The 23728-nt window shown below is 44.5% G+C and carries 21 protein-coding genes; 18 read left to right on the top strand and 3 right to left on the bottom strand.

Annotation, left to right across the window (positions count from 1 at the left end):
* The first annotated feature begins 68 nt into the window (after positions 1-68).
* The 8 genes from WC080_03955 (at position 69) to pth (ending at position 8597) form a co-directional block, all read left to right on the top strand.
* Positions 69-1361: a hypothetical protein gene (locus WC080_03955; GenBank protein MFA7244414.1), complete on the top strand. Its 1293-nt coding sequence runs from the start codon at positions 69-71 to the stop codon at positions 1359-1361.
* Positions 1351-2016, top strand: coding sequence for a hypothetical protein (locus WC080_03950; protein MFA7244413.1), 666 nt, complete (start codon positions 1351-1353; stop codon positions 2014-2016). The genes WC080_03955 and WC080_03950 overlap by 11 nt, the downstream gene beginning before the upstream one ends.
* A gap of 185 nt (positions 2017-2201) precedes the next feature.
* Positions 2202-3725 carry a DUF11 domain-containing protein gene (locus WC080_03945; protein MFA7244412.1) on the top strand — a complete coding sequence of 508 codons (1524 nt, stop codon included), beginning with the start codon at positions 2202-2204 and terminating at the stop codon, positions 3723-3725.
* Positions 3726-3779: 54 nt separating this feature from the next.
* Complete coding sequence (locus WC080_03940; GenBank protein ID MFA7244411.1) at positions 3780-5801, top strand: hypothetical protein; 2022 nt, start codon at positions 3780-3782, stop codon at positions 5799-5801.
* 78 nt (positions 5802-5879) lie between these two features.
* Positions 5880-6917 (top strand): peptide chain release factor 2, encoded by a 1038-nt coding sequence (gene prfB / locus WC080_03935; GenBank protein ID MFA7244410.1) that lies wholly within the window; start codon positions 5880-5882, stop codon positions 6915-6917.
* A 73-nt stretch (positions 6918-6990) separates the two neighbouring features.
* Positions 6991-7608, top strand: coding sequence for a M50 family metallopeptidase (locus WC080_03930; GenBank protein ID MFA7244409.1), 618 nt, complete (start codon positions 6991-6993; stop codon positions 7606-7608).
* Between the two features lie 46 nt (positions 7609-7654).
* Positions 7655-7960, top strand: a complete 306-nt coding sequence (locus tag WC080_03925; protein MFA7244408.1) for a YbaB/EbfC family nucleoid-associated protein — start codon at positions 7655-7657, stop codon at positions 7958-7960.
* A 13-nt stretch (positions 7961-7973) separates the two neighbouring features.
* A complete protein-coding gene (gene pth / locus WC080_03920) occupies positions 7974-8597 on the top strand; it encodes an aminoacyl-tRNA hydrolase (GenBank protein ID MFA7244407.1) in 624 nt (207 codons plus the stop codon).
* A 74-nt stretch (positions 8598-8671) separates the two neighbouring features.
* On the opposite strand, the gene WC080_03915 is transcribed toward pth, so the two are convergent.
* Positions 8672-8923 carry a hypothetical protein gene (locus WC080_03915; protein ID MFA7244406.1) on the bottom strand — a complete coding sequence of 84 codons (252 nt, stop codon included), beginning with the start codon at positions 8921-8923 and terminating at the stop codon, positions 8672-8674.
* Positions 8924-9097: 174 nt separating this feature from the next.
* Between WC080_03915 and WC080_03910 the strand changes: the two genes are divergently transcribed.
* The 4 genes from WC080_03910 to WC080_03895 all read left to right on the top strand — a co-directional run bounded on the left by WC080_03910 (position 9098) and on the right by WC080_03895 (position 12490).
* Positions 9098-9889, top strand: a complete 792-nt coding sequence (locus WC080_03910; GenBank protein ID MFA7244405.1) for a 50S ribosomal protein L1 — start codon at positions 9098-9100, stop codon at positions 9887-9889.
* A 166-nt stretch (positions 9890-10055) separates the two neighbouring features.
* On the top strand, positions 10056-10577 hold the full coding sequence (gene rplJ, locus WC080_03905; protein MFA7244404.1) for a 50S ribosomal protein L10: 522 nt from the start codon (positions 10056-10058) through the stop codon (positions 10575-10577).
* A 231-nt stretch (positions 10578-10808) separates the two neighbouring features.
* Positions 10809-11174 carry a 50S ribosomal protein L7/L12 gene (rplL, locus tag WC080_03900; GenBank protein MFA7244403.1) on the top strand — a complete coding sequence of 122 codons (366 nt, stop codon included), beginning with the start codon at positions 10809-10811 and terminating at the stop codon, positions 11172-11174.
* A 134-nt stretch (positions 11175-11308) separates the two neighbouring features.
* Positions 11309-12490, top strand: coding sequence for a tRNA guanosine(34) transglycosylase Tgt (locus WC080_03895; GenBank protein ID MFA7244402.1), 1182 nt, complete (start codon positions 11309-11311; stop codon positions 12488-12490).
* 2 nt (positions 12491-12492) lie between these two features.
* On the opposite strand, the gene WC080_03890 is transcribed toward WC080_03895, so the two are convergent.
* Both WC080_03890 and WC080_03885 read right to left on the bottom strand, forming a co-directional pair.
* Positions 12493-12783, bottom strand: coding sequence for a hypothetical protein (locus WC080_03890; protein ID MFA7244401.1), 291 nt, complete (start codon positions 12781-12783; stop codon positions 12493-12495).
* 20 nt (positions 12784-12803) lie between these two features.
* Entirely contained in the window at positions 12804-14267 is a 1464-nt protein-coding gene (locus WC080_03885) for a hypothetical protein (protein MFA7244400.1), read from the bottom strand.
* A gap of 641 nt (positions 14268-14908) precedes the next feature.
* Here WC080_03885 and WC080_03880 point away from each other — a divergent pair.
* From WC080_03880 to WC080_03855, 6 genes are all read left to right on the top strand, one after another.
* Positions 14909-15751 (top strand): hypothetical protein, encoded by an 843-nt coding sequence (locus WC080_03880; GenBank protein ID MFA7244399.1) that lies wholly within the window; start codon positions 14909-14911, stop codon positions 15749-15751.
* A 196-nt stretch (positions 15752-15947) separates the two neighbouring features.
* Positions 15948-18416: a hypothetical protein gene (locus WC080_03875; GenBank protein ID MFA7244398.1), complete on the top strand. Its 2469-nt coding sequence runs from the start codon at positions 15948-15950 to the stop codon at positions 18414-18416.
* Positions 18417-18434: 18 nt separating this feature from the next.
* Positions 18435-18839, top strand: coding sequence for a hypothetical protein (locus WC080_03870; protein MFA7244397.1), 405 nt, complete (start codon positions 18435-18437; stop codon positions 18837-18839).
* Entirely contained in the window at positions 18829-20424 is a 1596-nt protein-coding gene (locus tag WC080_03865) for a hypothetical protein (GenBank protein MFA7244396.1), read from the top strand. Before WC080_03870 ends, WC080_03865 begins: the two co-directional genes overlap by 11 nt.
* 85 nt (positions 20425-20509) lie before the next feature.
* On the top strand, positions 20510-23053 hold the full coding sequence (locus WC080_03860; GenBank protein ID MFA7244395.1) for a hypothetical protein: 2544 nt from the start codon (positions 20510-20512) through the stop codon (positions 23051-23053).
* Between the two features lie 125 nt (positions 23054-23178).
* On the top strand, positions 23179-23721 hold the full coding sequence (locus WC080_03855) for a hypothetical protein (protein MFA7244394.1): 543 nt from the start codon (positions 23179-23181) through the stop codon (positions 23719-23721).
* Positions 23722-23728 lie beyond the last annotated feature (7 nt).

Below are 23728 nucleotides of genomic sequence, written 5' to 3'. Positions count from 1 at the left end.
GATGAATACAAAATCCCCCTGCGGGGACACTAACCCCGCTAAGGGGACTCACAAGGAGGCGCATAACCATGCGCACTAGATTCGTCGTACTGCTGGTTCTGGCTGCCATTCTGGCGGTCTGTCTCGCGCCGGCTTCGGCCGACGAGACCACGATCTTCGGTGGGTTTGGTATCCCTTTGATCACGGTCAAGGGAACCACGGTCATCAGTTCGCCCACCGCAATTGTCACTTTCAGCAACAAGGAAGGTGGCACGGTGAACGGCTGGGCTCTGGGCCAGACCTTCACGGCTCCGGTCTCCGAGGACTGTTCGGAGGGGTATCCTAGGCCATACAAGATCACCGAAGAGACCTGCTGCATGTCGGTGGACCTGAGGGTATTCGGGATTGAGGACTGCCACCTGAAGGGAACCCGGGTCGAAGTTGAGGGACTGGACGGGCTGTGTGTTTCTGCGGAGGATAACCGGCTCTGGGTTGATCTCAATCGGCTCGGTCCTGGCCGCTACTTCCTCGTGTCAGAGGTTCGCCACGATCAGTCCCGAAGGGACTACAGGTTCTTCTTCATCAGGCACGCTGACCATGTCATGAGGACCGACCAGTCGGCCATAGCGTTCAACGTACAGAACGTAAACGCCGACATCGTCTCTTTCCTCAACGGGCAGTGCGGCGTGCAGTGCGAAAAGGACCTTCCCAAGGCCCTGTGGCCGGTCTACCGGTCGCGTGTCTACAGTATGTTCTCCTCTAGTATAATGCTGGCCTGCAAGCCAGCTGACTACCAGGAGATCTCGACTGCTACAGCGCGCGCTGCACAGGGGTTCGCACCTCCGTTCATGCCTCGGCAGAACGGGCCTGATCCGGCAGTTGCCGCGGCGCAAGCCGAGGCCGCAGCCGCTAAGGCCCAGGCTCAGGCAGAGCGTGAGCGGGCGGAAGCGGCGGAAGCGGTGCTACGGAAGATGCAGGAGCAGCAGCAAGCTTCTCCTGTGGATCCGCCCCCTGCTTCCGTTCAGCCTTCCACTACGACCACGCCTGTCACTACCTCGGCACCGCCGGTAAAGTCTCAGGCCGAGCGCCTCCGCGAGGCGCATACCGACTCCACCTTCGTCGTGGCGCTGGACGAGCAGTCCGGCGAGACATCGGCGACACTCTTCCTGTGGGTTCAGCAAGATGGCCGCTGGATCGCTCCCAACGCACCGTTTACGGTCGCGGCGAGAGACAAGGGAGAGTCCTGGTTCACGTGTGAGGCAGCGCGTGGCTATACGCATTTCGCGCTGTCCACATCTCCGGACACTCGCACCTGGACGTACCCGCTCGACGGGAAAGTCAAAGTGCTGATTCTCACAGGAGGTGAGATCCATGAGGGGTAAGCTGACGCTGATCCTCACCCTTCTCTTGATGGTCATGGTCGGGGCAGCGTTTGCCTCGGGCATCAACCTCTCGGAGAAGATCACGAACACGTACCCGATCGGGCGGCACTGCCCGGCGATCAACGGCCAGGAGGCCTACCGGCTCAATCAGTATGTCGACGCCGAGGTCTGGTTTGAGTCCGAAGGTCGCTTCGTTCCCGGGTACCTGATCCCCACAGAAACTGTCTACGCAGTACCTGCAGAGATGGGCTGCAAGGACGGGGTACAGGGGCGCTGGTACACGATTACCCGTATGGTGCGGTGCGGTAACCTAGCTAGGGGCCGCTTCTTCATCCCATGCACTCCGGTACCGCCAGCGTGCAAACTGGCGTGTCCTGAGCGGGTTGAGGTCAAGGTACCCTACCCGGTGGTCGTAGAGATCCCCAAGCCCTACCCGGTACCGTACGTCGTGTACGCGCCGGCTCGGGAGTGGGTCGCTCCTGCGGGGATCAGCCCCAGCCAGCCTCTCCCGGATTGCCCGGTGGGCATGGCTCGGGTGATCGAAGGCTGTACCGAGACGCTTCTCACCCTATTCGCCGGGATGGCGAACAAGGAGGAGAAGGTGCCGGGGACCTGCGGGGATCCGATCCCCGTGCCCACGCCCACACCGCCCTAGCGGGCGGTGTGGTACAACTAAACCGGTGCCCTGGCGCTATGCGCCAGGGCCACCGACCAAGCATTTAAATTTTGAATGTTTGGTAAGGTGAAAAAAGTGAAAAAACACATTGACATTAGCTCAAGAATTTAGTATGGTTTTGTGCGAGTAATAAATTGAAATTCTTAAGCCTAGTAAGGAGAAACATGTCATTCTTTCAAAAAATGAGAGAGAAATTGTTTCACGGAGTTAAGGACAAATCAAAAACAAGAATTTCAAAAACCAAAAGAACAATTGGCGTTATTTTGGCTGTTGTAAGTTTGATTTCGCTGTCTTTGGTTTCTTCAAATGCCAAAGTTGCCGAATCAAATAACACAAGCCAAACACCAAGATTTAATTTCTTACCTGGCGACCAGGAGATGCTTCGTGCATCTGTTGTTTCTTCGGGCAATGATTGGGCTGACCCGATCGATGCCAATATCGGTGATGAAGTTGCATTTTTGGTCTATTACCACAATGGAATGTTAAATTCGACAGCCCACAATGTACGTATTCGCGTTTCACTGCCGACAGGCGAGTCAAATGCGCTAAAAGAGACAAGCGCTCTGTGGTCAGATGAAACTGCCCCAATCTATGACACTATAATCAATGGCGCAGTCAAAGGCATATCGGGACAGACAATTAATCTTCCGTCAAGTGGAATAATCGAATATGTGCCCGGTTCAACTAAATTGTTTCCCGAACAAGCCACTCATGTTGGCCAACCCGGACAATCATTGCCTGATGGAATTACCAGCGCAAATGGCGTAAATATAGGAAATATAAATGGATGCTGGGAGTTTGCGGGGTTTGTAACATTTGTCGGAAAAATCAAAGGCAACACAGCTCTTTCAATTGATAAGAATGTTAAGCACTTGAATGAAAATGTCTGGCACAAAGAGATTACCGCGAATCCAGGAGAAGTAGTTGAATATAAGTTGGAAGTTGAAAATAGTGGAAATGTAACTGCGAACAATGTTTCAGTTAAAGATGTATTACCTCTTCATATGAAGTATGAAACAGGCACAACCTTTTATTTCGATGCTTCACATCCAGCCGGAGTAAAGCTGCCAGATACGATTTTTTCTACCGGGGTTAATCTGCCGAATATCGCGCCTCTCGACGCTGGGTCAATCAGGGTTATATACAAAGTGAAAGTTGATTCGACAGTTCCCGCAGGGACGCTAACCCTCGACAACTTAGCGAAGCTTTTTATGGCCGGAGTGTTTAAGGGCCAGAGCACAGCAAGAGTGATTGTTTCGACAACATCTGGATTAACAATTCAGAAAACCGTATTAAGCGGATCAACCTGGGTTGAACAAAATAATGTGAAATTGGGAGAAAAGATCACTTATAAAATCGTTGTTACTGCGACCGGAAATGCGGCTGTAACTAACGTTAAAGCTAGAGACATCTTTCCGCTTTATGTAAATTATGTCCCCGGTTCCACGACGGTTAATGGTATTTCAGTTCCAGATGGAATCACTTTCGCCGGCGGAATTAGCTTGGGTAATATGAATCCGGGCCAGAGTAAGATCATCAAGTTATCAGGGATTATTGTTGGTTGCCCGCCGATCGGAGATTACACCCTTACCAATACTGCTTTTGTAAAGGGGGATAATGTAGCGGAAATTTCCGACATTGCGCGTTCGATTCTAAGGCTTATGCCGATTCCTGCACCAACTTTTTAAGTATTTATTAGAAATAAAATAATGTGTTCGCGGAGGGCTAAAAAAGGATAAAAAATGAAATGGTTTTCACAAATTAAAAAGAAATTAAAGTATGTTTTAGGCGTAGCCGCCGCAGCGCTTTTGATTTCTCAAGTTATTTCACCTGCAATCGGAATCAATGCCGATGGCCCGAGGTTTAATTTCCTGCCGGGTGATCAGGAGCTTTTTAGGGGTTTTAATTCAACTCGTGATACACAGGATGATGATTGGCGTGATCCTGTAGACGGGCAGGCTGGTGATGTGATAGATGGTTTAATTTATTATCACAATGGCCAGGTCAATACTACCGCTGAAAATACAACCATTAAGGTATCCATGCCTGCACAGACCACCAACAAAACAGCTGTTTTGTCCGCCACAATTTCAGCTGATAGCGTAGCTGCAGTTTCTGATACGTTGACTGTTAATCTTGATCAAAATGCAACGCTTAAACTGGTTCCTGGTTCTGTTAAGTGGTTTCCAAATCAGGCAAGCAATCCTGATATAAACAATCCAACTCCGCTTCCTTTTGGGCAAGACGGATCAGAACTTCTATCTTCGTCTGGCTTGAATATCGGAGATATCAATGGTTGTTGGGAATTTGCCGGTTTTGTAATGTTCCAGTTTAAAACAACTGCAAAAGTGAATCCGGGTAATCTGCATATTGAGAAAGCGGTAAGGAACATTTCGAAGAATGAGACTAGTTTTGTCGAGCGCACATCTGTAGATCAAAACGAGTCAGTGGAATACAAAATAAATATTACCAATCCTGGAGAATCAACGCTTGAGGAAGTTACAGCTTCTGATGGCCTGCCTTCGGATTTAACCTATGTGGATAATTCCCTTACGATGACCAAAGAGGACAGCACAACCAATCTTGACGCAGCCGGATTTTTTGCTAGTGGAGTAAGTATTGGCAGCCTTAAGGTTGGCGCGGAAAATGGCGCGGTGATTAAATTTCGTGCAAAAGCGCCTTCTTACATATTGGTTGCAAAATCTGTAACGAATGTTGCCTATGCAATTTCAGGTAATATTAACGTTAACGATGAAGCCATTGTTGACTTGAAAGCCGGAGTTGTTAATATTCATCGTTCAAAGTCTGCTTATAATGATACTTTGAAAGTTGATGCGACATCTACTCCTGCCAGGCCTGGCGATGTTATTATTTATACCTTGAACACCAAAAACACCGGAACCATTGCTACTAACTTTGTGGTTTCGGATGGTATCGGCGATGTGTTAGAGGAATCAAACATTGTCAGTATAAGTAATGGGGGTATTGTCAAAGATAATCCAGAGGAAGGTAATAATTCCAAAGAAGTAATTTGGCCGGAAGTTCGAATTGATCCGGGGCAAAATGTGGTTAGGAAATTTACGGTTAAGGTGATGGACCCATTGCCTGATAACCCGCAAAATGGTTTTCATTTCGATGATAAATTATTTAACGAGTATGGAAATACAATCACGATTATAATTCTAAGACCACACAGAGAGCCTGTCTTGTCGATCAATAAAGTTGTTAGAAATATCACCAGCAATGAATTGGAATTTTCCAAATCAAATACAGCCTTTCCTGGAGACATGCTGGAATACAAAATTGATTTTGCAAACACTGGAGATGGGCCAGCTGACCAGGTGAAGATTTCCGATGTCCTTCCAGCCAATGTTGCCCTGGATACTTCGGTTCCTGCGATAATTAACTTGGATGGCACTGAACATGTAATTTCTGAAGATGTCACCAAGGGATTTATCATCAACACCTTAGCTCCTGGACAATCAGGCTATGTAAGATTCAGGGTGATCACTTCTGCAAATATTGCCGCTGGGGAACAACTGATAAATACGGGATATTTGTCTATGGGCGGAAATACTATTTCTTCGACTGCCCAAACCGTGATTTTGACCAAAGTTGTGCCAGCAAGCACCCCTCTTCCCAAGACCGGCGCTGCAGCCGGTGGGGTTTTGAGCCTTCTTGGATCTTTGTTTGCGGGAGTAAACTTGACTTATCTCAAGCAAAAAAAATTACTCACTAAGGCCTCCAGAAAAAGTGTGAATTAAATAAATAAGAAAACCAGCCCGATACAATGGGCTGGTTTTCTTATTCTCGGAAAAACAAGAATCTGGTAATATGAACTTATGGGTGCAAAAAAACGATTATTCGATTTGGAGACCTTGCTTCATATCGGAGAAAAAAAGGATAGAATTAAACAAATCGAAGAAGAAATGAGCTCTCCTTCTTTTTGGGCAGACGAGAATTTGTCAAACGAGAAAGCAAGAGAGCTTAAAGATCTTAAAGAGCTGGCCGAAAAATTTGATGAATTATCTGAATTGGCTGAAATAGCGGACGAAAACGAACTGAATTCCCTGATTCCTGAAATTGAAAAATTGGAGCTCCTTGCACTCTTTTCGGGCAAATATGATGACCACTCAGCTATACTAAATTTCTATGCCGGAGCTGGAGGAGACGATGCCCAAGATTGGACGGAAATGCTCATGCGGATGTATATTAGGTGGGCGGAGTCTAATGGGTATGATGTAAAGATCATCGATGAATCCAGAGGTGGTATTGCTGGAATAAAAAGCGCAACATTGGAAATTGATGGCTCTTATGTATACGGAAAGCTAAAAGGTGAAGGCGGTGTGCATCGGCTTGTCAGGCAATCGCCATTTAATGCCAAAGCTCTGCGACAAACTTCTTTTTCTCTCGTTGAGGTGATGCCCAAAGTTGAAAACAATAAAGAACTTGAGATAAAAGAAAGCGATCTGAAAATTGACACTTTTCGTTCCAGTGGTAAGGGTGGTCAAGGAGTAAATACTACTGATTCGGCTGTCCGAATAACTCATATTTCAACTGGAATTGTGGCTACTTGCCAAAATGAAAGATCGCAACTGCAAAACAAAGAAAATGCAATGAGCGTGCTAAAAGCGCGCCTGGCAAAGATGCTCGAGTCTCAACACAAAGAAAAAATCGAGGAGCTGCGTGGTGAAAGCATGGAACCTGAATGGGGGAGCCAAATTAGATCATATATACTCCATCCCTACAAAATGGTAAAAGATCATCGGACTGAATACGAATCAAAAGATCCTGATTCCGTCCTAGGTGGGAATTTAGATGGATTTATCGAAGCTGAATTAAAATATTTCAATAAAGATAAAAGTATTGTAGATAATTAATTTTAAGAGGGGTGAAGTGCTGCAATTTACAATCATAATATTATCGATTCTTGTGCTATCTTTTGGGATTAATATGATGTTGTCATACGCTACTGGCGGTTTTTACCGAATTTTTGTTGCTCCAGGAATAATCCTTCACGAACTTTCTCATGCTTTCTTTTGCTTGTTAACTGGTGCAAAAGTTGTCTCAATTAATTTTTTTAAATCTGATGGCGGCGAGGTTAAACATGGCCACTCCAAAATACCAATAATTGGCCCAATATTGATTTCTCTTTCTCCTTTTGTGATCGGCGCTTTGGCAATCTATTTTTTGTCAAAATTTATTGGTTTCAAAACGCTGAATGTCAGCGAGGTCACATTTAATGCTCAAAGCATCTTTCATTGGTTCATTGATTCGATGAAGTCCCTCAATTTTACCAGCATATCAACAATTGTGGCTTTTTACTTAATTTTATCTATCGCTGTCACGATGACACCATCAGTAGTGGATATGAGAAATATTCTTGTTTCAATTTTGGTGATACTATTTGTGGTTTTTATTATTTTCCGTTATACACATTTTAGGCCTTCTTTAGGGTTTCTGGCGACACCTGAGCTTATCTCGATTTTGGTTACGGTTCTTGCTCTATTGATACTTGCATTTATTTTGAGTATATTTATCTTCGCAATAAAAAATATGTTTTCTGCATAAAACATTAAAAAATCAAATTCAAACTTCTAATTTGAGAAAGGATTATATGGTAGATTTTTCCAAAGCAAAAGAATTGTACGAACTTCAGAAGAAAGCGAGAGCAATTCAGAAAGAACTTAAAAATACCGAGATTGAAGCCAAAAGCAATGATGGTTGGGTTACAGTTGTGTTCAATGGAGAACAGCATTTAACCGATATTGATATTGACGAGGAATCCTTGAAGCCGGAAAACAAGAGGGCATTGGAGAATGATTTAAAAAATGCAGTTTCACAGGCTGTTTCACGATCTCAGGCCCATGCTGCTGAAAAGATGAAGGCTATTGCGGGAAGTTTGAATATTCCTGGCCTTTAAAGTATGAGGAAGTATGAAAATTATTGTAGGCCTTGGTAACCATGGCAAAGAGTACGAAGGCACTCGCCACAATGCGGGTTTTTTTGCCATAGATGCGCTGCTTAAAGAAAAGGAGTTATGCGTTGAGAATGAAAATGAACTTCATTTTGATAAAAAGTTTAACGCTGAAATATGCCAAGTCAGCACAAAAGGCGAAAAAGTAATCTTTGTAAAGCCTAATACATTTATGAATTTATCGGGTGAGGCTGTAAATAAAATACTGCAGTTTTACAAGGCTGGGATAGGCCAGCTTATTGTTTATCATGATGATATCGATATCCCTGTTGGCCATGCCCAAATTAAATTAAAAGGCGGCAGTGCCGGACATAATGGGATTCAAAACATTATTGATACGCTTGGGTCTGACGGTTTTATTCGTGTTAGAATTGGAATTTTGCCAATTAACGGCGGGGAACAGGTTGTCGAAAAAGTTGACGGACCAATCGATACAAAGGATTTTGTTCTATCAAAATTTAGTGATCGCGAAAAAAAAATTATCGATTCAGCCATAGATATTGCGAACGAATATATTCTAAATTTTATCGGATCAAAAGAGCCGATAAAGGCAACGACCTTGAGTACTAAAATGTCTGATTAAAAAGCTTTGACGGCCCGCGGGGATGCGGGCCGTCATCGGCTATTGATCGTGTGAGGCAACACGATCACCTCCCCCTATCGGATTCGCCATCTTGGTGAGCCGGAGCGGCGGTCCCGGTCTTGCTTGATTGTGCCCATCTGCACTAAGTGGCCTAGTCGTCTGAGCAAGGCATGTTCTTCTATCCTTGACTGGGTACGATGTCGAACAGAATCCAGTATGGCCAGCACTGGATAGGGGAGACCAGCTTCAGCAGAGAGTGTTGCCAATATTGCCTCATCGAGTTGCTTGGCAGCGGCGCTTGTTTCTGCCGGCATCTGATCCAACATGTTGCCACCTCCTCTCTTTGGGAGTATCGCAAGGGGTAGGAAGAATATACAATGTTTTTTCAATACAGTCAATGAAAAAGGTTGAACATTCTTGTTTTTTTTGATATAAATTTTGTGTTAATTAATTTAGTGGGAGGCCGCCTCGGGCGGTCGCTTGACCACATAAGGAGAAAAATGGCGAAAGAAAAAGAAGAAAAAGTAAGCGAAGTCACTGAAGAAGAAATCATTGACGAAAAAAAGATTTTGAAGGCTGCAGAAGAGCGAGAGCGAGAAATCAAGAAGGAAATTGAAGAAGCCAAAGCAGAAGCTAAAGCAGAAAAAAAAGCCGAAGCGGTTATTAAAAATATCCGAAAAGCTCCTCGTCACGGCAAAAAATATCGTGAAGTTGAAACAAAGATTGAAAAAAGTGAGACATACGAAGAAATCGATGCTATTAAATTGGTTAAAGAAACGTCGACTACCAAATTTGATTCTTCAATCGAACTACATGTTCGAATAGATAAAAAAACAGAAAACATTCGCGGCACAGTGAATTTGCCGGGCGGCGCTGCAAAGCAAAAAAATGTTGCAGAAGTAACAGAAAAAAATATTGATGAATTTGTTGAAAAAGTAAAGTCTGGAAAAATCGATTTTGATCTAGTGGTTACAAGCCCGGCTATGATGCCAAAATTGGCGCAACTAGCTAAAATTCTCGGGCCGAAGGGTATGATGCCGAACCCGAAAACAGGAACCGTGACTGATGATGTCACAAAAGTTGCGGCTGAATTCAAGGGTGGAAAACTGGAATTCAAAGCTGATAAAACGAATATTGTCCATGTTTTGGTTGGCAGGGTTTCATTCAAAGATGAAGATATTCAAGCAAACATTGACGCAATTCTTTCCGCGCTTCCTAAGGGCAAAATTGTTTCGGCATATCTTGCCTCCACAATGGGTCCAAGCGTCCGATTCGCCGTTTCGAAAAAATAGTTGACGTATTTCGAGAAATTTGCTAAATTAAACAGGTAATCCGCAGACCACAAGTTCCGTCCTGTCGGGGCGAGATTAAATATCTTGTGTAGGATAACCTCAAACTTTTTAAGTTTGATATTTGTCTGCGGTTTACGCAGATATTTTTAATATCATCGGAGCAACAATGCCAAAAACACGAGAATACAAAGAAAAATTGATTGAGACTTTGACCGAGCACTTAAAGCAGTCGAAAAGTGCGGTTTTGGTCGGCTACAAAGGGCTTAAAGTAACTGAAACCGAAGAGCTTCGAAACAGGCTTCGAGAGAAAAAAGTCCATTTTCATGTGACCAAAAACACGCTTTTTAAAATTGCGCTGTCGAATACTGGAATCAAAGTTGCCCCCGAGCTTTTAGATAAGCCCTTAGCAATCGCATTTGCGACAGAAGACGAAGTTGCTCCCGCTAAAGAAATTGATCTTTTTGCCAAAGAGCATGAAGCAATTGAAGTTTTGGGTGGAATTTTGGAAAACGAATACATCGACGAGAGAGCGATTAAGCAATTGGCATCGCTTCCTTCAAAAGAAGAGTTGTATGCCAAGGTGGTTGGCTCACTCGCCGCTCCACTTTCTGGTATGGTCAATGTCCTTCTCGGCAATATCCGCGGGCTTGTAAATGTGCTTTCGCAATACAGAGAAAAAATAAGTTAAATTGGTTGTCGGTTTTTAATTATTAGTTCTTAGTTAAATTTTATAGGAGTTAACATGGCAGACGAAGAGAAAAAAGAAGAAGTTGCCGTCGAGGCAACGCAAGAAACCGAGACTACCGAAGCCCCGGCCGAGGAAGTCAAAGAGGAAGCTAAAGAAGAGGCCAAAGAAGAAGAGCCAAAAGCGGAAGAAAAAGCTGAAAAACCAGCTCCATCCGGCAAATTTAAAGATCTTATTAAAGAGATTGAGAATCTTTCCGTGCTTGAGCTTTCAGAACTTGTCAAAGAGCTTGAAGAGAGATTTGGTGTCTCTGCAGCTGCCCCAGTCGCAATGGCCGGCGCAGTAGCAGCTGGTGGTGCCGGTGCAGCAGAAGCAGCGGAAGAGAAGTCGGAATACGACGTAATTCTTGCTTCAGCCGGAGACAAGAAAATCCAAGTTATTAAGGCTGTGCGTGAAATCAAGCCCGATCTTGGTCTTAAAGAAGCCAAAGATTTAGTTGACGGCGCTCCAAAAGAGCTTGCTAAAGGCATGAAAAAAGAAGATGCTGAAGCCGCCAAGAAGAAGCTTGAAGAAGCCGGCGCAACAGTTGAATTGAAATAATTACGATATCTAGTTATAGCTAAGGTATTGTAAACAAAAACGGCCCGCTCTCTTGAGAGTTTGGGTCGTTTTTGATACAATCTTCAAGATAAATTTTGATAATATATCGTATCGTTGAATTTGATTCTAAAAGCATGAAATTTAAGTTAAAAGAAAAACTAAAGAGCGGTGTGAGAGTCGGCGAAATTGAGACGGCGCATGGCGAGATCTCGACTCCTTTTTTTATGCCTGTTGGCACGAAAGCCAGTGTAAAAGGAGTTTCACCGGAAGAGCTTAAAAGTCTTGGTGCACAGATTGTACTTGCCAATACTTACCATCTTTATTTGCGTCCGGGCGAGAAACTGATTAAGAAGCTCGGCGGAATTCACAAGTTCATGGGTTGGAATAAGCCGATCCTTACTGATTCCGGCGGATATCAGGTTTTTTCTCTGGGAGAGCGCGGAGAAGGAAGAAATTCACTCGTCAAAATAAAAGATGATGGCGTCGAATTCACCTCTTTTTTAGATGGTTCGAAACATTTTTTTACTCCAGAGAAGGTTGTCCAGATTCAGCTTGATCTCGGGGTGGATATTATGATGCCGCTCGACTGGTGTCCAAGCGGAAAGGCGAGTGCAAAGGAAGTCGAGAAGGCTTCGCTCCTTTCAATCGAATGGGCAAGACGATCGAAAAAATATTTCGATAGTCAAATGGCTAAATTGTCAAATTGTCAAATTGCTGATGAAAACAATACAACAATACAACAATACAACAATGAGCGGGCGAAGCCCGCGCTATTTGGCATTGTCCAGGGTGGGCTTGACCTTGACCTGCGCAGGCAATGTGCCAAAGAAATGATTGCCCTTGGTTTCGATGGTTATTCTGTGGGTGGATTAGCAGTTGATCATGAAACTCGCAACATGTGGAAAACTGTAAAACTAATGGGGGAGATATTGCCGGTAAATAAGCCCAGATATCTCATGGGTGTGGGAACGCCGGATGATATTATAAAAGCAACAAAGCTGGGCATGGATATGTTCGACTGTGTCTTACCAACAAGATTAGCCCGCCACGGAAGCGTCTACATCAAAGCTAATAACGAAAAACAAAAAAATAATGACTCCGGAAGCTATTCATTGGTAAATCTGATGAATTCGAAGTTCCGTACCGATCCTATGCCGATTGACAAAAATTGCGGCTGTTTGGCATGTATTGGCGGATTTTCGAGAGCATATATTTCACATCTTTTGCGTGAAAACGAAATACTGGGGCTGCGGCTTGCAACACTCCACAACCTTTGGGCATATTTAGAACTAATGCGATCTTTGAAAGAAAAATAAATTTACGAGTCTAAAATATTCTTGCGTGCCTGAGCTTTTTCGAACTCGGAGTTGTTAGCTGTATCGATTTGGTCAATTTCTTTTAAACCGGCAGAAATTTCTCGCAATTCTTCCAGATATTTTCGATTAATTTCATTGCTGATCTCCATGTAAGCAAGGGCTAGATCGGTATATACTGAGCCTCTTTCTTTGTCGCTCATGTCTTGAGAGACGAGATCGGTGATCAATTTTTTAGCTTCGTCTTTCTTGCCTTCTTTTAGCAATTTTTCAATTTCTTCAATGTTATTTGCCATAATTTTCCTTCAAAAATTAATTAAATAGCTTGATCATGGCCGGCATCAGGATTTTCTGCTGATGTTTCAGGAGTAGAAGCTTTTGTCGGGTTAATAATTTTTGGACCATCCGCGCCTGGATTTTCTGCTGAAGCAGGAGCTGTATCGCGAACCCAAACTCCATCTTCAACATGCCATCCAGCAGGTGATTCCTGTTTTTCGGCTTCCACAGACCCTGTTACAGAGGATTCGGAATCCTTCGAACCACCTTTGGTTTCTTCATCATCTTCAGGCTTAGGTTCTGTCTTTGTAACATAATTTGCTAAATCGATCCCATTTTCTGCACAAACTTTTCGTACCAGAAGCTTTTGTGGATAGCTCAAATCTTTATAAGCCTCTGTGATGGTTTGGCCGACAAATTCCTTTACTTCTTCACCGGAAGCAGAACCCATCACCTCGCGTTTGAAGAATTGGTCTAAATTTCTTCTTGCCGTATCTAGCTGACCGCGCTCAGATTTTAGTTTTCCTAGGGTGGTTTTGATCATTTCACCGAGGCGTTCTTTTAAGTATTTATCCAATTCTTTCTGAAAATCTTCGCCCAATCTTTCCTCGTCGACATAGCGGCTATCTACTGACTTGAATTGTTCGAGCTGTGATTGTGCGTCATCGAGTTTGCCCGCCTTGCTTTCTTCGGTCACCATGCCGGTGAGGCGGTCAGCAATCTTTTGCCGTATTGCGTTCATTGCTCCGGAATCTTCGGCAAACTGCCCAAGAAGCACTTCTCTTGCTTCGGCACATTGTTTGCGCCTCGCTTCCTGTGCAGATTTGAGATTGTCTATGGTGGATCCTTCGGTTTTAAATTCTTCTTCCTTAGCCGCCAAATTACGATTGCCGAAACCGGCTACCTCAACGCCGGCTTTTCTCGCTTCCTGAATTGCCCCAGCTTCGTCTTTGCTTAAAAATCTTTCCAATACACGTTTATAGGGCTTGATATCTTTGGCTGCGTCAAATGCGGCTTTTCTCTTTTCAAATGCCTCGGATCGTTGAGATAGACCTTGTTCTTCTGTTTCAATTTGCCGCTTGAGTTCTCTAAATTCGGCCATAGTCTTGGTGATAGTCTCTATTGTGCCTTTGCCGCCTTCGACTGCCAAGCTTTCCATGAACTCATTAACACATTCCAACTCCTTGTCAGTGAGATTTATTTGGGTGTCGGCAAATATTTCTTCGCGCAATACTGACTTAATTTCTTTTGAAGCAGAACCGATTGTCTGATACATTTCATAACGTTCAAGAATTTCCGAACTATCTTCACCTACATCAACTGTTTCAGTATCGCCAAATTTTTCAAGAAACGCCGTAAATTTGGGGTCATTGAGAGCCTCATCCATTTTGGTCTTATTGGCTTCTTTAATTTCTTTGTCTGTCGGCTGCAAATCTTCTTTTTCAATATTTATCGTTGGATCACTTGGTTTTCCGCCGCCGCGGAATCGGTCAAATATTCCCATATCTTCCTTTCTTTTATTCTTTCAAAATAGAGCTTTTTATAATTACATCAATATTTTATCACACTACAATTTATTTTAGAAAGTAATAAATTAAAGGTCTTGACAAAATTTATAGTATATGCTACAATAGCGTGTTCCGAGGGTGAGAGAGGGATCTTAAGCTCTTGGAAGGGAAATTACAACATTGTGCGACATCGTGCTGGATAGCTTTCTTGATTGTTTCTTCGGAAACATATCGAGACACAGGTTCCCCCTCCGCCTGTGACTGCTATCCGGCACAATGTCGCACACTTTCCTGAAATATTAGTGCGGTAGCGTGCTGTATGACATTCAAACGATTCGTCGTTTGAGCCATGGGTTCCCCCTCCACCCGTGTTGTTGTACAGCACCTTATCGCACTTTTTATTAGGCTTTAGCCTAATAATCCCGCGGAGCGTAGCGAAGTGGGATACTGAGAGCGATGGCACCTTAACAATATATACTTCTTCGAAGCAATGTGAATGCAAGATCAGCGTAATTCTGGCGTGATCATTATTCTGGCGCGAATGCTGGCAGATACATTGCTCCGAGGAAGACAAATACCTGTCCGACCTCGAGCGCTATTGCGATAGCCCTCGAGAAGGGCAGAAAGAGAGGTTGAAGTGAAAAACTTCACCACCCACAACCTGATAGCCGTTTTGTTCCTGGTCGTTTTGTCTGCTTGCGCCGTCTTGGCACAGGGGCCGATTCCGGCTCCGACCAACAACGCCGCGCAGATCGCGGCGAAGGACGCCGAGATCGCCAGCCTGCAGGGCCAGCTTGCCACCGCAAGGCAGGAGCTAGCTCAGGCCACGATCCACCGCGATGTTCCCCGTGCCCGCCGGGCGTCTGGGAACATCAGCCACCTCCAGGGGCAGCTCAACGCCCTGGGTGGCCGGGTAGATAACCTGGAGCAGCATGGGATTAACGGGCTGCCCCCTGCGGGACAGACCGCTTCCAACGCCTGGTTGCAGGATTGGGGCTACAAGACGCAGGGCCAGCTGGACAAGCGCTATGTCCTCAAGACGACGGATGCGCCGACCAAGACCGATCCTGCTTCTGCTCCCACCGCCCCGCCCACTGCCACGACACCTGCGCCGGTCCAGACTCCGCAGGCCCCGGCCGCCGCCCCCTTGGCGCCCCCTGCGGCCCAGCCGCAGATCGCGCCGCTTCCGTCCGTGCCGGTACCTGTCGCTCCTGCTACGATCATGCCGGCCGTCCAGGCCCCGGCTGCGCCGCCTATGACGGGCGCTCAGGTCAGAGGGGAGGTCTGGCGCTGGGCGGTCCTGGTCCTGGTCATCGGAGGTGTTATCGGCCTGCTGGTATGGTTGTTCTGGCCGAATATCGTTCGCATGGCTGGTAACCTGTGGGAAGAGTGGGAACAGCAGGCTCCTGCCGGGACTAACTACGAGTTCCGCGTTCGCATCGGGGGCATTCGCTTCCGAAGCACTGGTACGAGACCGTAACGTGCTACATTCCCCAGTTTGATCATACTGGGAAGAAGTACAAAATGATCGCACGCAAAAGCGGTTGCCCTCCGGGCGGCCGTTTTTTGCTTTTGTTTTGCAAATATGTTTGCTACAATAATTTTGTACAAAGAATCGGGTTTCATTCCCAATTGTTTTTGCTATAATTATTCTATGCGTGAATAAGGGAGGGAAATTGGCTACACGAGGTGAAAGGCGCACCGATGTAAACGAAGATATTGCCGAGCGAGTCGGTAGTATTATCGACCGAGACGATTGGGGATCGAGCTATGGTTTTGCGAAGCCAAGAACCCTAGTGGAGCAAGATGCTGCCAAAGAACACGCAGAGATGCTGCGCAATCCTGAGGCAGTAAGGGCGATTTTGACCGAAATGGACTCTGATGCAAATATTCTTTTGCAAGTAATCGCATCCCGGCGCGGTATTCGTGGTGCTTGGAATGGTGTATGGAACAACTGGGCAGGCAGAATGGTCGGCTCTGTTGGCGTGGGTATGGCAATACGGACAGGTGTGCGTGCCGGACTACATCTCGCAGGCCCTGCTGCAAGTGCAGTTGGTGGTGGTGCTGCCGGCGGATTTTGGGGTTGGATGCGAGGCCGAAATCAGCAGGAATCTGCAGCTACCTGGATGGCAAACCTTGATATACTTTCGAAGAGCAAAACAGATATGTCCAAGATGACTGAAGCTGATTTATACACTGCTCTTGGTATTATGAAAAATGCGATGGATGCGAGAAATGTGCGTGGAAATGCACAAGCCAAACTCGAATATATTTCAAAATATCGATTGATGAAGGAAGTTCTAAGAGATCGTAGAAACGAAAGATTGGCCGAGAATAAAGAGCTAAATCCGGTTATGTCGCGCATAGACCAAGCTTTAGCTGATGCGGGAGATGAATCTAAAGAGATAGCCAGAATGGCTTCAGAAGAGACGAGAGAAACCTATGATCAAATATTTGCATTAAAGCGCAAAGCGGAAATTATGACTGCGGTCAAGGGCGCAATGGTTGGCGCGGCGTTTGGAGGCGTAATTGGAACAGTCGTTGACTATGCTCAACACCATGGCGGCATGCATGGGGTGAACGATTGGATTTCGGAGCATATTTTGCACACCCAGTCTCACGAGCAAGTGCTCCATGACGCATTGGATGCGAAGAGAGCATCACTAACTGATGCCGCATACCAAGAAGATTTACAACACTTCCAAACGATGCAAAATAATTTTGATGTTTACAACCAAGATATGGGACAAGGCATGGTTCCGCCTGAGCATATCGATATGGTTGGACACATAAATGCAATTAAAGAATTTGGCGGGGATCGAGCTCTGTTTGGGTTTGATCAGGCCACCGGACTAGGCCCGACCTATGAGGCCACATTCAATCAATATCTTCAATCCGGCAATCTGCACGAAATGTTTAATCTTGCCGACCATTCGAATTTAGACTTGTCAGTGGCGATGCCGGATGGCGGACAATTTGGCCAGTTTCTTGTGGACAACAAGGAAACCTTTCTTTCCTTCCCGCCTGATATTCAACATTTTATTCTTTCCCATCCTTCGCTTGCCACCGATTTCTTGGATTTAGCACACAATTCTTCAGCTGATGCAGCTTCTGCTTCTCTTATGGCGAAAATTGCCGGAGGCGTAGGAGTGGCTGCTGTTGCCGGATATTTGGGTATTGATAAAGCCCAAAGGGGCAATGAAAAGGCGCAAAGAAGGCTTACAGATGAAGCAAAAGATGTCCGGCGCAAAGAAAATGCCGAGAACCGGTCGGAAAAGCAGGCAGAAAAGCGAGACAAGACTAAAGAAAATAAAGAAAATGTAAAGCAAGAACTGATCGGGGCGACAGTCATGTTTACCACATTGCCTGCCGGATATGTTATCGGTACAAGAGACCGAAGATTTGAAATTACCGATATTGATGCAAGTGGCAGGCTTGTATTTAAGATGACGGAAGCGGATAGGAAAAAATTATCTGGGCCAACGCCTGTAAATCCGCATCCGGAATTTTCACTTGATGACATACTTACTGCCGAAGGAACTATTGATAGGAATTTAGTCAATGTTGTTTCAAGAGGGAGAGGTTCGTCACCAGAAATAGAGCCAGAAGAAGAATTTGATAAAGAAGCTTATGAAAAATATCTGGGCAAGAAGTTTACCGGAAAGCTAAAGAGGCTCGGCGGTGATTATATCCTTACTGGCGTAAGCAAAGGTGCTCCGAGCAAAAAGATGATTGTCAAATCACCAAGGATCGCCGAACTTGCAATGTTGCCTTCGGGTGCAGATATTGATGTAGTTATTCTAGATGTCGATAAAGATGGCAAAGATCTAATCTGGGAAGTTGATGCATATATAAATGTGAGCGGGGATGATTACAATCTTGAGGGTAAATTCGGAATTACAGACAAAAAGAAGGATAAGTTCGTCGATAGTTTAAAATCTTTAGCTGGCGCTGGTTATGCGAGTAATTGTGTGTTGTATGCAAGCTCATTTGGAAGATTCTTGCAACTTGATAGTTTTACTGCCCCAAATTTCGAATTCAAGCCGTTTGACCCGGCTACCGGAACTTTTGGAACCCCTGTCAGTCTTGACGAGTCTTCCCTTAAGGCGATGGAATTTTCATATTTTAGCAAAGTCACATTATAATTATATATTGGAGGGAATATGGCCGATTTGGATGACAATCTACAAACAAATATGAACGATGCAAATTCGGACCAATCTAGCGGCGATAAGGCCGATGTTGCTGCCACCATTCAAATGTACAAAGAGAGATTAATGGAGGATCTTGGATTTGGCAAGAACTCCGGTATCTCAGATGTTGAAAGAGAACAGGTAGAAAAGAAGATGGAGGAGCTCGTTAACGCGAGAATTCTCAATGTAATTATGCTTTATCTGCCGGAGGGCAAAGTTGCGGAATTTTCGGAAATTGCCCAAAAAGCGGATGCGGCTGAGATTAACGATTTTGTGAAAGCAAATATTCCGGGATATGAAGATAAAATCCTAAAAGAGCTCATGGATATTAAGGACGAGCTTTTAAGAAAGGCACCTGTCAAAGATGGCAAGTAGTGACCCCGAGAAGAAGGATGGAAGTTTAATCGGCATTGCCCAGGCATTTTCAAATTCCGAACATCAAGAGCCTGATGTTGGTTTGTTTTTGCATCTCAAAGAGAGATTGGCAAGTGCTTCACCTGAGGAAAAAAGAGCCTTACTGAATGAATATATGATTGGCCCAGACGATACAACTGAAGGTACAGATGTCACGATTTCTATGGCTGAAACAGACGTGCACGCTGAGGCGAAAACTCCGATATCCGTTCCGGAGAGGGTTAGATTGCGGCTTGAAAGGATGGCGGGAAGAAAAAAAATTGATCCGGAGCCAGTTGCTTCGACGAGAATAGAACCTGAAGAAGCTAAGCCAGCCGAAGAGATTTCGCGGCCCAAATTGGAATATCTCGGTCCAGATGAATTGGAACCAGAGGTTGCAAAGCCTGCGGTTGAGCCTGAGGTCGCTCGTGAAGAATTACCCAAAGGCCCAGCCAAAGTGGAGGAAATTGTTTCAATTGGTCCAGATGGGGGAGTGCTAAGTGAGCAGGGCAGAAACGTTTCCGGAGGAATAGAGAAATTTGACCAAGACTTGCCTCCGAAAAGCGATGTTGTAAACAAGGATCTTGCTAGGCGCGATCTTAACAAAAGGGGATTGGACCATAGTAAAAATTTGGAGATCGCCGTTAAAGCAATAAAAAACTCGTTGCCCCAAGCTCCCAAAGTTTCAGCAATTGAACTTCGTGATGAAGACGAGCCTGTTTCAGGGGCCAGAAATCTTGATCCAGAACAACAAGCAAAGGATGCAGCCAGTGGGGCTGATGATTCTGCGGCAGTGGTCGTGGAAGAACTTGATGGCCTTATGGATCAGCCGTTAGCAGAAGCTCCAGCGGCCAAACCTTTGGATCCGACCTTAAAACCAAAAAAAGAGTTAGACGCGGAAACACTTGATGGGGGCAAAGAAATTAGAATATTGCGCGGAGAAAAACCGGCAGCTAGCGGTCGCATAAAGGCCAGCGCTCCAGAATTTGTAAATCCGGCAAGAGAAAAGGCCCTTAAGTTAATAAATGAGGCAAATAATACCGGTGGTAATATTACAATTGATAATGTAGAAGAAGAACCTCTGCCAAGAACAGAAGCCCCTGTTATTGAAACACAGCCCGTATTGCCAAATCAGACAGAAGCAGAAGGACATGAACAAGTGGAAAGTGGAGACATTCAGGCTAAAAAGGATGAAGTAAAATTGGTAGAGGTACCGCAAGATCATATTGTGGCCAGCGTTGAAGCGGAACCGGGGCCCCTGCCTACCCTTGAAAAAGAACCGCATGCTAAAATTATTGAGCCGACAGAAGATAAAAAGAAAGAAGGTGTCATAGGGGAGATTCAGCCGGTGGATATTTCTTCTCAGTCTAGCCGTGAAATTCCCATAGGCACACAGAAACAAGCTAGCGGGCCGAAATTGCCGTTATCTGCCCGGTTCAGAAATTGGGCGGCTGGCCTAGCTCGTTCTTCCGAAGTGTCATCAAAACAGGTTCATGATATTGAAGAAATGGCGGCGGATGCAAGACGCGAAGCATCGGAAGAAGAGCAACTGAGAAAAGCGGCATAATTTAGTTAATAATTAATAACTAAAATCTAATAACTAAAAAATTTAGGGATTAAAAAATTGGTCATTAGAAATTAGAAATTTCCGAATGTATTCAGATCCCAATTATTACGATACCGGAGGAGGGGCGCCTTGGTGGATTTGGCCTCTCGCAATAATAGCAATCATCATTGTAATCAGTTTTCTGTATAAAAAAATTCGTAATGCATTTTTGCACAGAAAACAGCTTGAATTGGTTGAAGATTGGACTATGCTTAGAGTTTCCGTGCCGAAGGAGCCACACGCCAGTGAAGATGACCAGCGCAAAAATTTTCAGGAGATGCTTTCTGTGATTGAACCTTTCTATGCCAGCATAAACTCTTTGTTTGACAAAGATTTAAAAAAATCCATTACGGGCCAAGACCACATTTCTATGGAGATAATTGCAAAAAACGGCAAAATATTTTTCTATATCGGTTGCCCTACGACAATTGCTGAGATTGTGGAGAAAAACCTGCATGCGCAATATCCTGAAGCAAATATCGATCGCGATCTTGATTACTCGATTTTTCCAGATAAGCCCCTGCCTATCGAAATTCTAACACTGATCCTTGCTCGCAGATATATTTTTCCAATTCGGACATATAAAAATCTGGAGGAAGACCCCCTGAATGCAATCACCAATTCGCTTTCCAAATTGTCCGAAGATGAGTCAGCGGGAATACAAGTCATGATCCGTCCAAACAATCAGGTTTGGCGAGTGGGTTCAGAGAAAGCGGCCTACAATATCCAACAAGGCAAAACCAGGCTTTCGTATTCTAATAATAAAACCGTAAGGGCGACAGAAACCTTCTTTAATTTTATTGGAAAAGTTGGCAACAATGCGGTAAAACCTGGTGACAAAGATGGCCAGCATGATCCAATGTATAACCCACAGAACCCGTATAAGCAGACGCCGATGCAAGAAGCGCAGGTAAAACTTTTAGGAGAAAAAGCGGCAAAGATAGGGTTTGATGTTCAAGTTAGGATTGTGGCGGTTGCAAAAACGGCCGAAGAAGCGAAGCTAAATGCAAAGAATATTGCTAGTGCGTTTTCCCAATTTAATGCACCGGACTCAAATAACATTCTTCCCAAAAAAGCTAAAAACAAGGGTAGGGAAGTGGGAAATTATATTTTTAGGATTTTCGGCGCTGGTTTGAAAATGATTTTAAACACAGAAGAGTTGGCCTCGATAATTCACATGCCAAATAGATTTGTCGAAACGCCAAATGTCGCTTGGCTTTTGGCAAAAAGACAGGCTCCGCCTTCAAATCTGCCAGACGAAGGAACGATTATTGGCAACAGCATTTATCGTGGAGAAACAAAGCCGGTCAGAATAAAAGAAGAAGATCGGCTACGCCATATATATATGATTGGTAAAACCGGCGTTGGTAAAACCGTTCTTTTTGAAAACATGATTATGCAAGACATCCGCGAAGGCCGGGGAGTGGCATATCTTGACCCGAATGGCGACGCTGCTGAATACATATTAAACCGCATCCCCAAAGAACGGGCGGAAGACGTCATCTATTTTAACCCGGCGGATATTGAACGGCCGATGGGGCTTAATATGCTTGAGTGGAAGACACCGGAGCAGAGAGATTTCTTGGTTCAGGAAACAATTCAGATGTTTTATAAATTGTTTGATCCGGGCCAAACCGGCATTGTGGGCCCGCAATTCGAACATTGGATGAGGAATGCCGCCCTTACCTTAATGGTTCAGCCAGAAGGGGGCACAATCGTTGACATTCCTAGGCTGTTTACTGATCCGGATTTTGAAAAAGAGTGCGTGAAAAATGTTACAGATCCTGTCGTTAAGGCGTTTTGGCAAAAACAAATGGCAAAAACTTCAGATTTTCACAAGTCAGAAATGTTGAACTATTTTACTTCGAAATTTGGACGATTTATGACCAATGACATGATGAGAAATATTATTGGCCAAAATAAATCAGCCTTCGACTTTCGAGAAGTTATGGATGGAAAAAAGATATTGATTTGCAATCTATCAAAGGGATTGATAGGGGAGATAAATGCTTTTCTTCTTGGAATGATAATTGTATCCAAAATTGCAATGGGAGCATTTTCGCGGCAGGACACAAATGAAAAAGACAGAACCCCGTTTTATCTTTATGTGGACGAGTTTCAAAACTTTATCACGGATGTGTTTGCAACTATCCTTTCTGAATCTAGAAAATATAAACTTTCGCTCAATATTACAAACCAGTATGTGGCGCAATTGGATGAAAAAATCAGAGATGCTGTTATGGGAAACGCCGGCACGTTGGTGGCTTTCCGGATCGGGGCCGTCGATGCTGAATTTCTTATCAAAGAGTTTGATCCATTAAAAATCGACGACATGACGACAATTGATAAATACAATTTTTATATCAAAATGCTTATTGACGGAGCGCCAACGAGGCCGTTTAACGCGGCAAGCGTTGCTCCTGATCAAAACGAAAACAAGAAATTGGGAAGTGCTATGGTTGAATTGTCCCGATTAAAGTATGGCAAACCCCGCGAAATAGTTGACCAAGAAATTCGCGATAGGTCAAAAGTAGATGTAATTGATCTTCCTGGTATTGGTGAGGGAAACATTAAGGGAGTATTGGGATAGCAGATAGCTTCTAGTAGCCAGTTTCTAGTTTGTAGAAGGCTTGATTTTATTATTGAGTTTTTCCTGAAACTAGAAACTAACAACTAGCGGCAAAAACGTTGACTCAAGTTCATTATTGTGGTAATGTGATAGCTGAGAATAGCAAAACTGAAATAAAACGAAAGGCCAATATGGTCGCCAAAAACGATCTTGAAGAAATAAGGAAATTGCTTGATTCCTGTGAGAACCAGATCAGGGCTATCAAATCGAAACTTTTCGCATCAGAAATAAACAAAAAAGCGACACTACTTGAAACAGAAGATGATGGGGAGGTAATTCAGGGAGTTTTTGATGGTGAAAAAATGATTTCTTCTGATAAAAAAACCTATCAAGTTCCGCCAAATTATGCGTCAAAATCAAAGCTCATTGAGGGAGATATTCTCAAGCTAACCATTTCTGAGGATGGCAAGTTTGTTTACAAGCAAATCGGTCCCGTTCCCAGAAAGAACTTGATTGGCACATTGGAAGAAACTGGTGACGGCGAATATCAAGTCGATGTTGAAGGAAAAAAGTACAAAGTTCTTTTAGCTTCCGTAACATATTTTAAAGCCAAAACAGGGGACAGCCTTGGAATAATTGTTCCAAAAGACCAGGAATCAGTCTGGGCTGCGGTTGATAATCTAATCTAGAAAGAAA

It is taken from the genome of Patescibacteria group bacterium (genome assembly GCA_041674405.1).
Taxonomy (GTDB): domain Bacteria; phylum Patescibacteriota; class UBA1384; order XYA2-FULL-43-10; family XYA2-FULL-43-10; genus JBAYVT01.
The sequence above is the reverse complement of the archived record's forward strand: the minus strand, read 5'-3'. Positions and strand labels throughout refer to the sequence as shown.

Coding starts and splice junctions, on each gene's coding strand:
- WC080_03945 (MFA7244412.1), top strand. CDS start 2,202: ATGTCATTCTTTCAAAAAATGAGAGAGAAATTGTTTCACGGAGTTAAG.
- WC080_03860 (MFA7244395.1), top strand. CDS start 20,510: ATGTATTCAGATCCCAATTATTACGATACCGGAGGAGGGGCGCCTTGG.
- WC080_03870 (MFA7244397.1), top strand. CDS start 18,435: ATGGCCGATTTGGATGACAATCTACAAACAAATATGAACGATGCAAAT.
- WC080_03950 (MFA7244413.1), top strand. CDS start 1,351: ATGAGGGGTAAGCTGACGCTGATCCTCACCCTTCTCTTGATGGTCATG.
- WC080_03940 (MFA7244411.1), top strand. CDS start 3,780: ATGAAATGGTTTTCACAAATTAAAAAGAAATTAAAGTATGTTTTAGGC.
- WC080_03930 (MFA7244409.1), top strand. CDS start 6,991: ATGATGTTGTCATACGCTACTGGCGGTTTTTACCGAATTTTTGTTGCT.
- WC080_03925 (MFA7244408.1), top strand. CDS start 7,655: ATGGTAGATTTTTCCAAAGCAAAAGAATTGTACGAACTTCAGAAGAAA.
- prfB (MFA7244410.1), top strand. CDS start 5,880: ATGGGTGCAAAAAAACGATTATTCGATTTGGAGACCTTGCTTCATATC.
- WC080_03910 (MFA7244405.1), top strand. CDS start 9,098: ATGGCGAAAGAAAAAGAAGAAAAAGTAAGCGAAGTCACTGAAGAAGAA.
- WC080_03885 (MFA7244400.1), bottom strand. CDS start 14,267: ATGGGAATATTTGACCGATTCCGCGGCGGCGGAAAACCAAGTGATCCA.
- rplJ (MFA7244404.1), top strand. CDS start 10,056: ATGCCAAAAACACGAGAATACAAAGAAAAATTGATTGAGACTTTGACC.
- WC080_03955 (MFA7244414.1), top strand. CDS start 69: ATGCGCACTAGATTCGTCGTACTGCTGGTTCTGGCTGCCATTCTGGCG.
- WC080_03915 (MFA7244406.1), bottom strand. CDS start 8,923: ATGTTGGATCAGATGCCGGCAGAAACAAGCGCCGCTGCCAAGCAACTC.
- WC080_03895 (MFA7244402.1), top strand. CDS start 11,309: ATGAAATTTAAGTTAAAAGAAAAACTAAAGAGCGGTGTGAGAGTCGGC.
- WC080_03890 (MFA7244401.1), bottom strand. CDS start 12,783: ATGGCAAATAACATTGAAGAAATTGAAAAATTGCTAAAAGAAGGCAAG.
- WC080_03865 (MFA7244396.1), top strand. CDS start 18,829: ATGGCAAGTAGTGACCCCGAGAAGAAGGATGGAAGTTTAATCGGCATT.
- pth (MFA7244407.1), top strand. CDS start 7,974: ATGAAAATTATTGTAGGCCTTGGTAACCATGGCAAAGAGTACGAAGGC.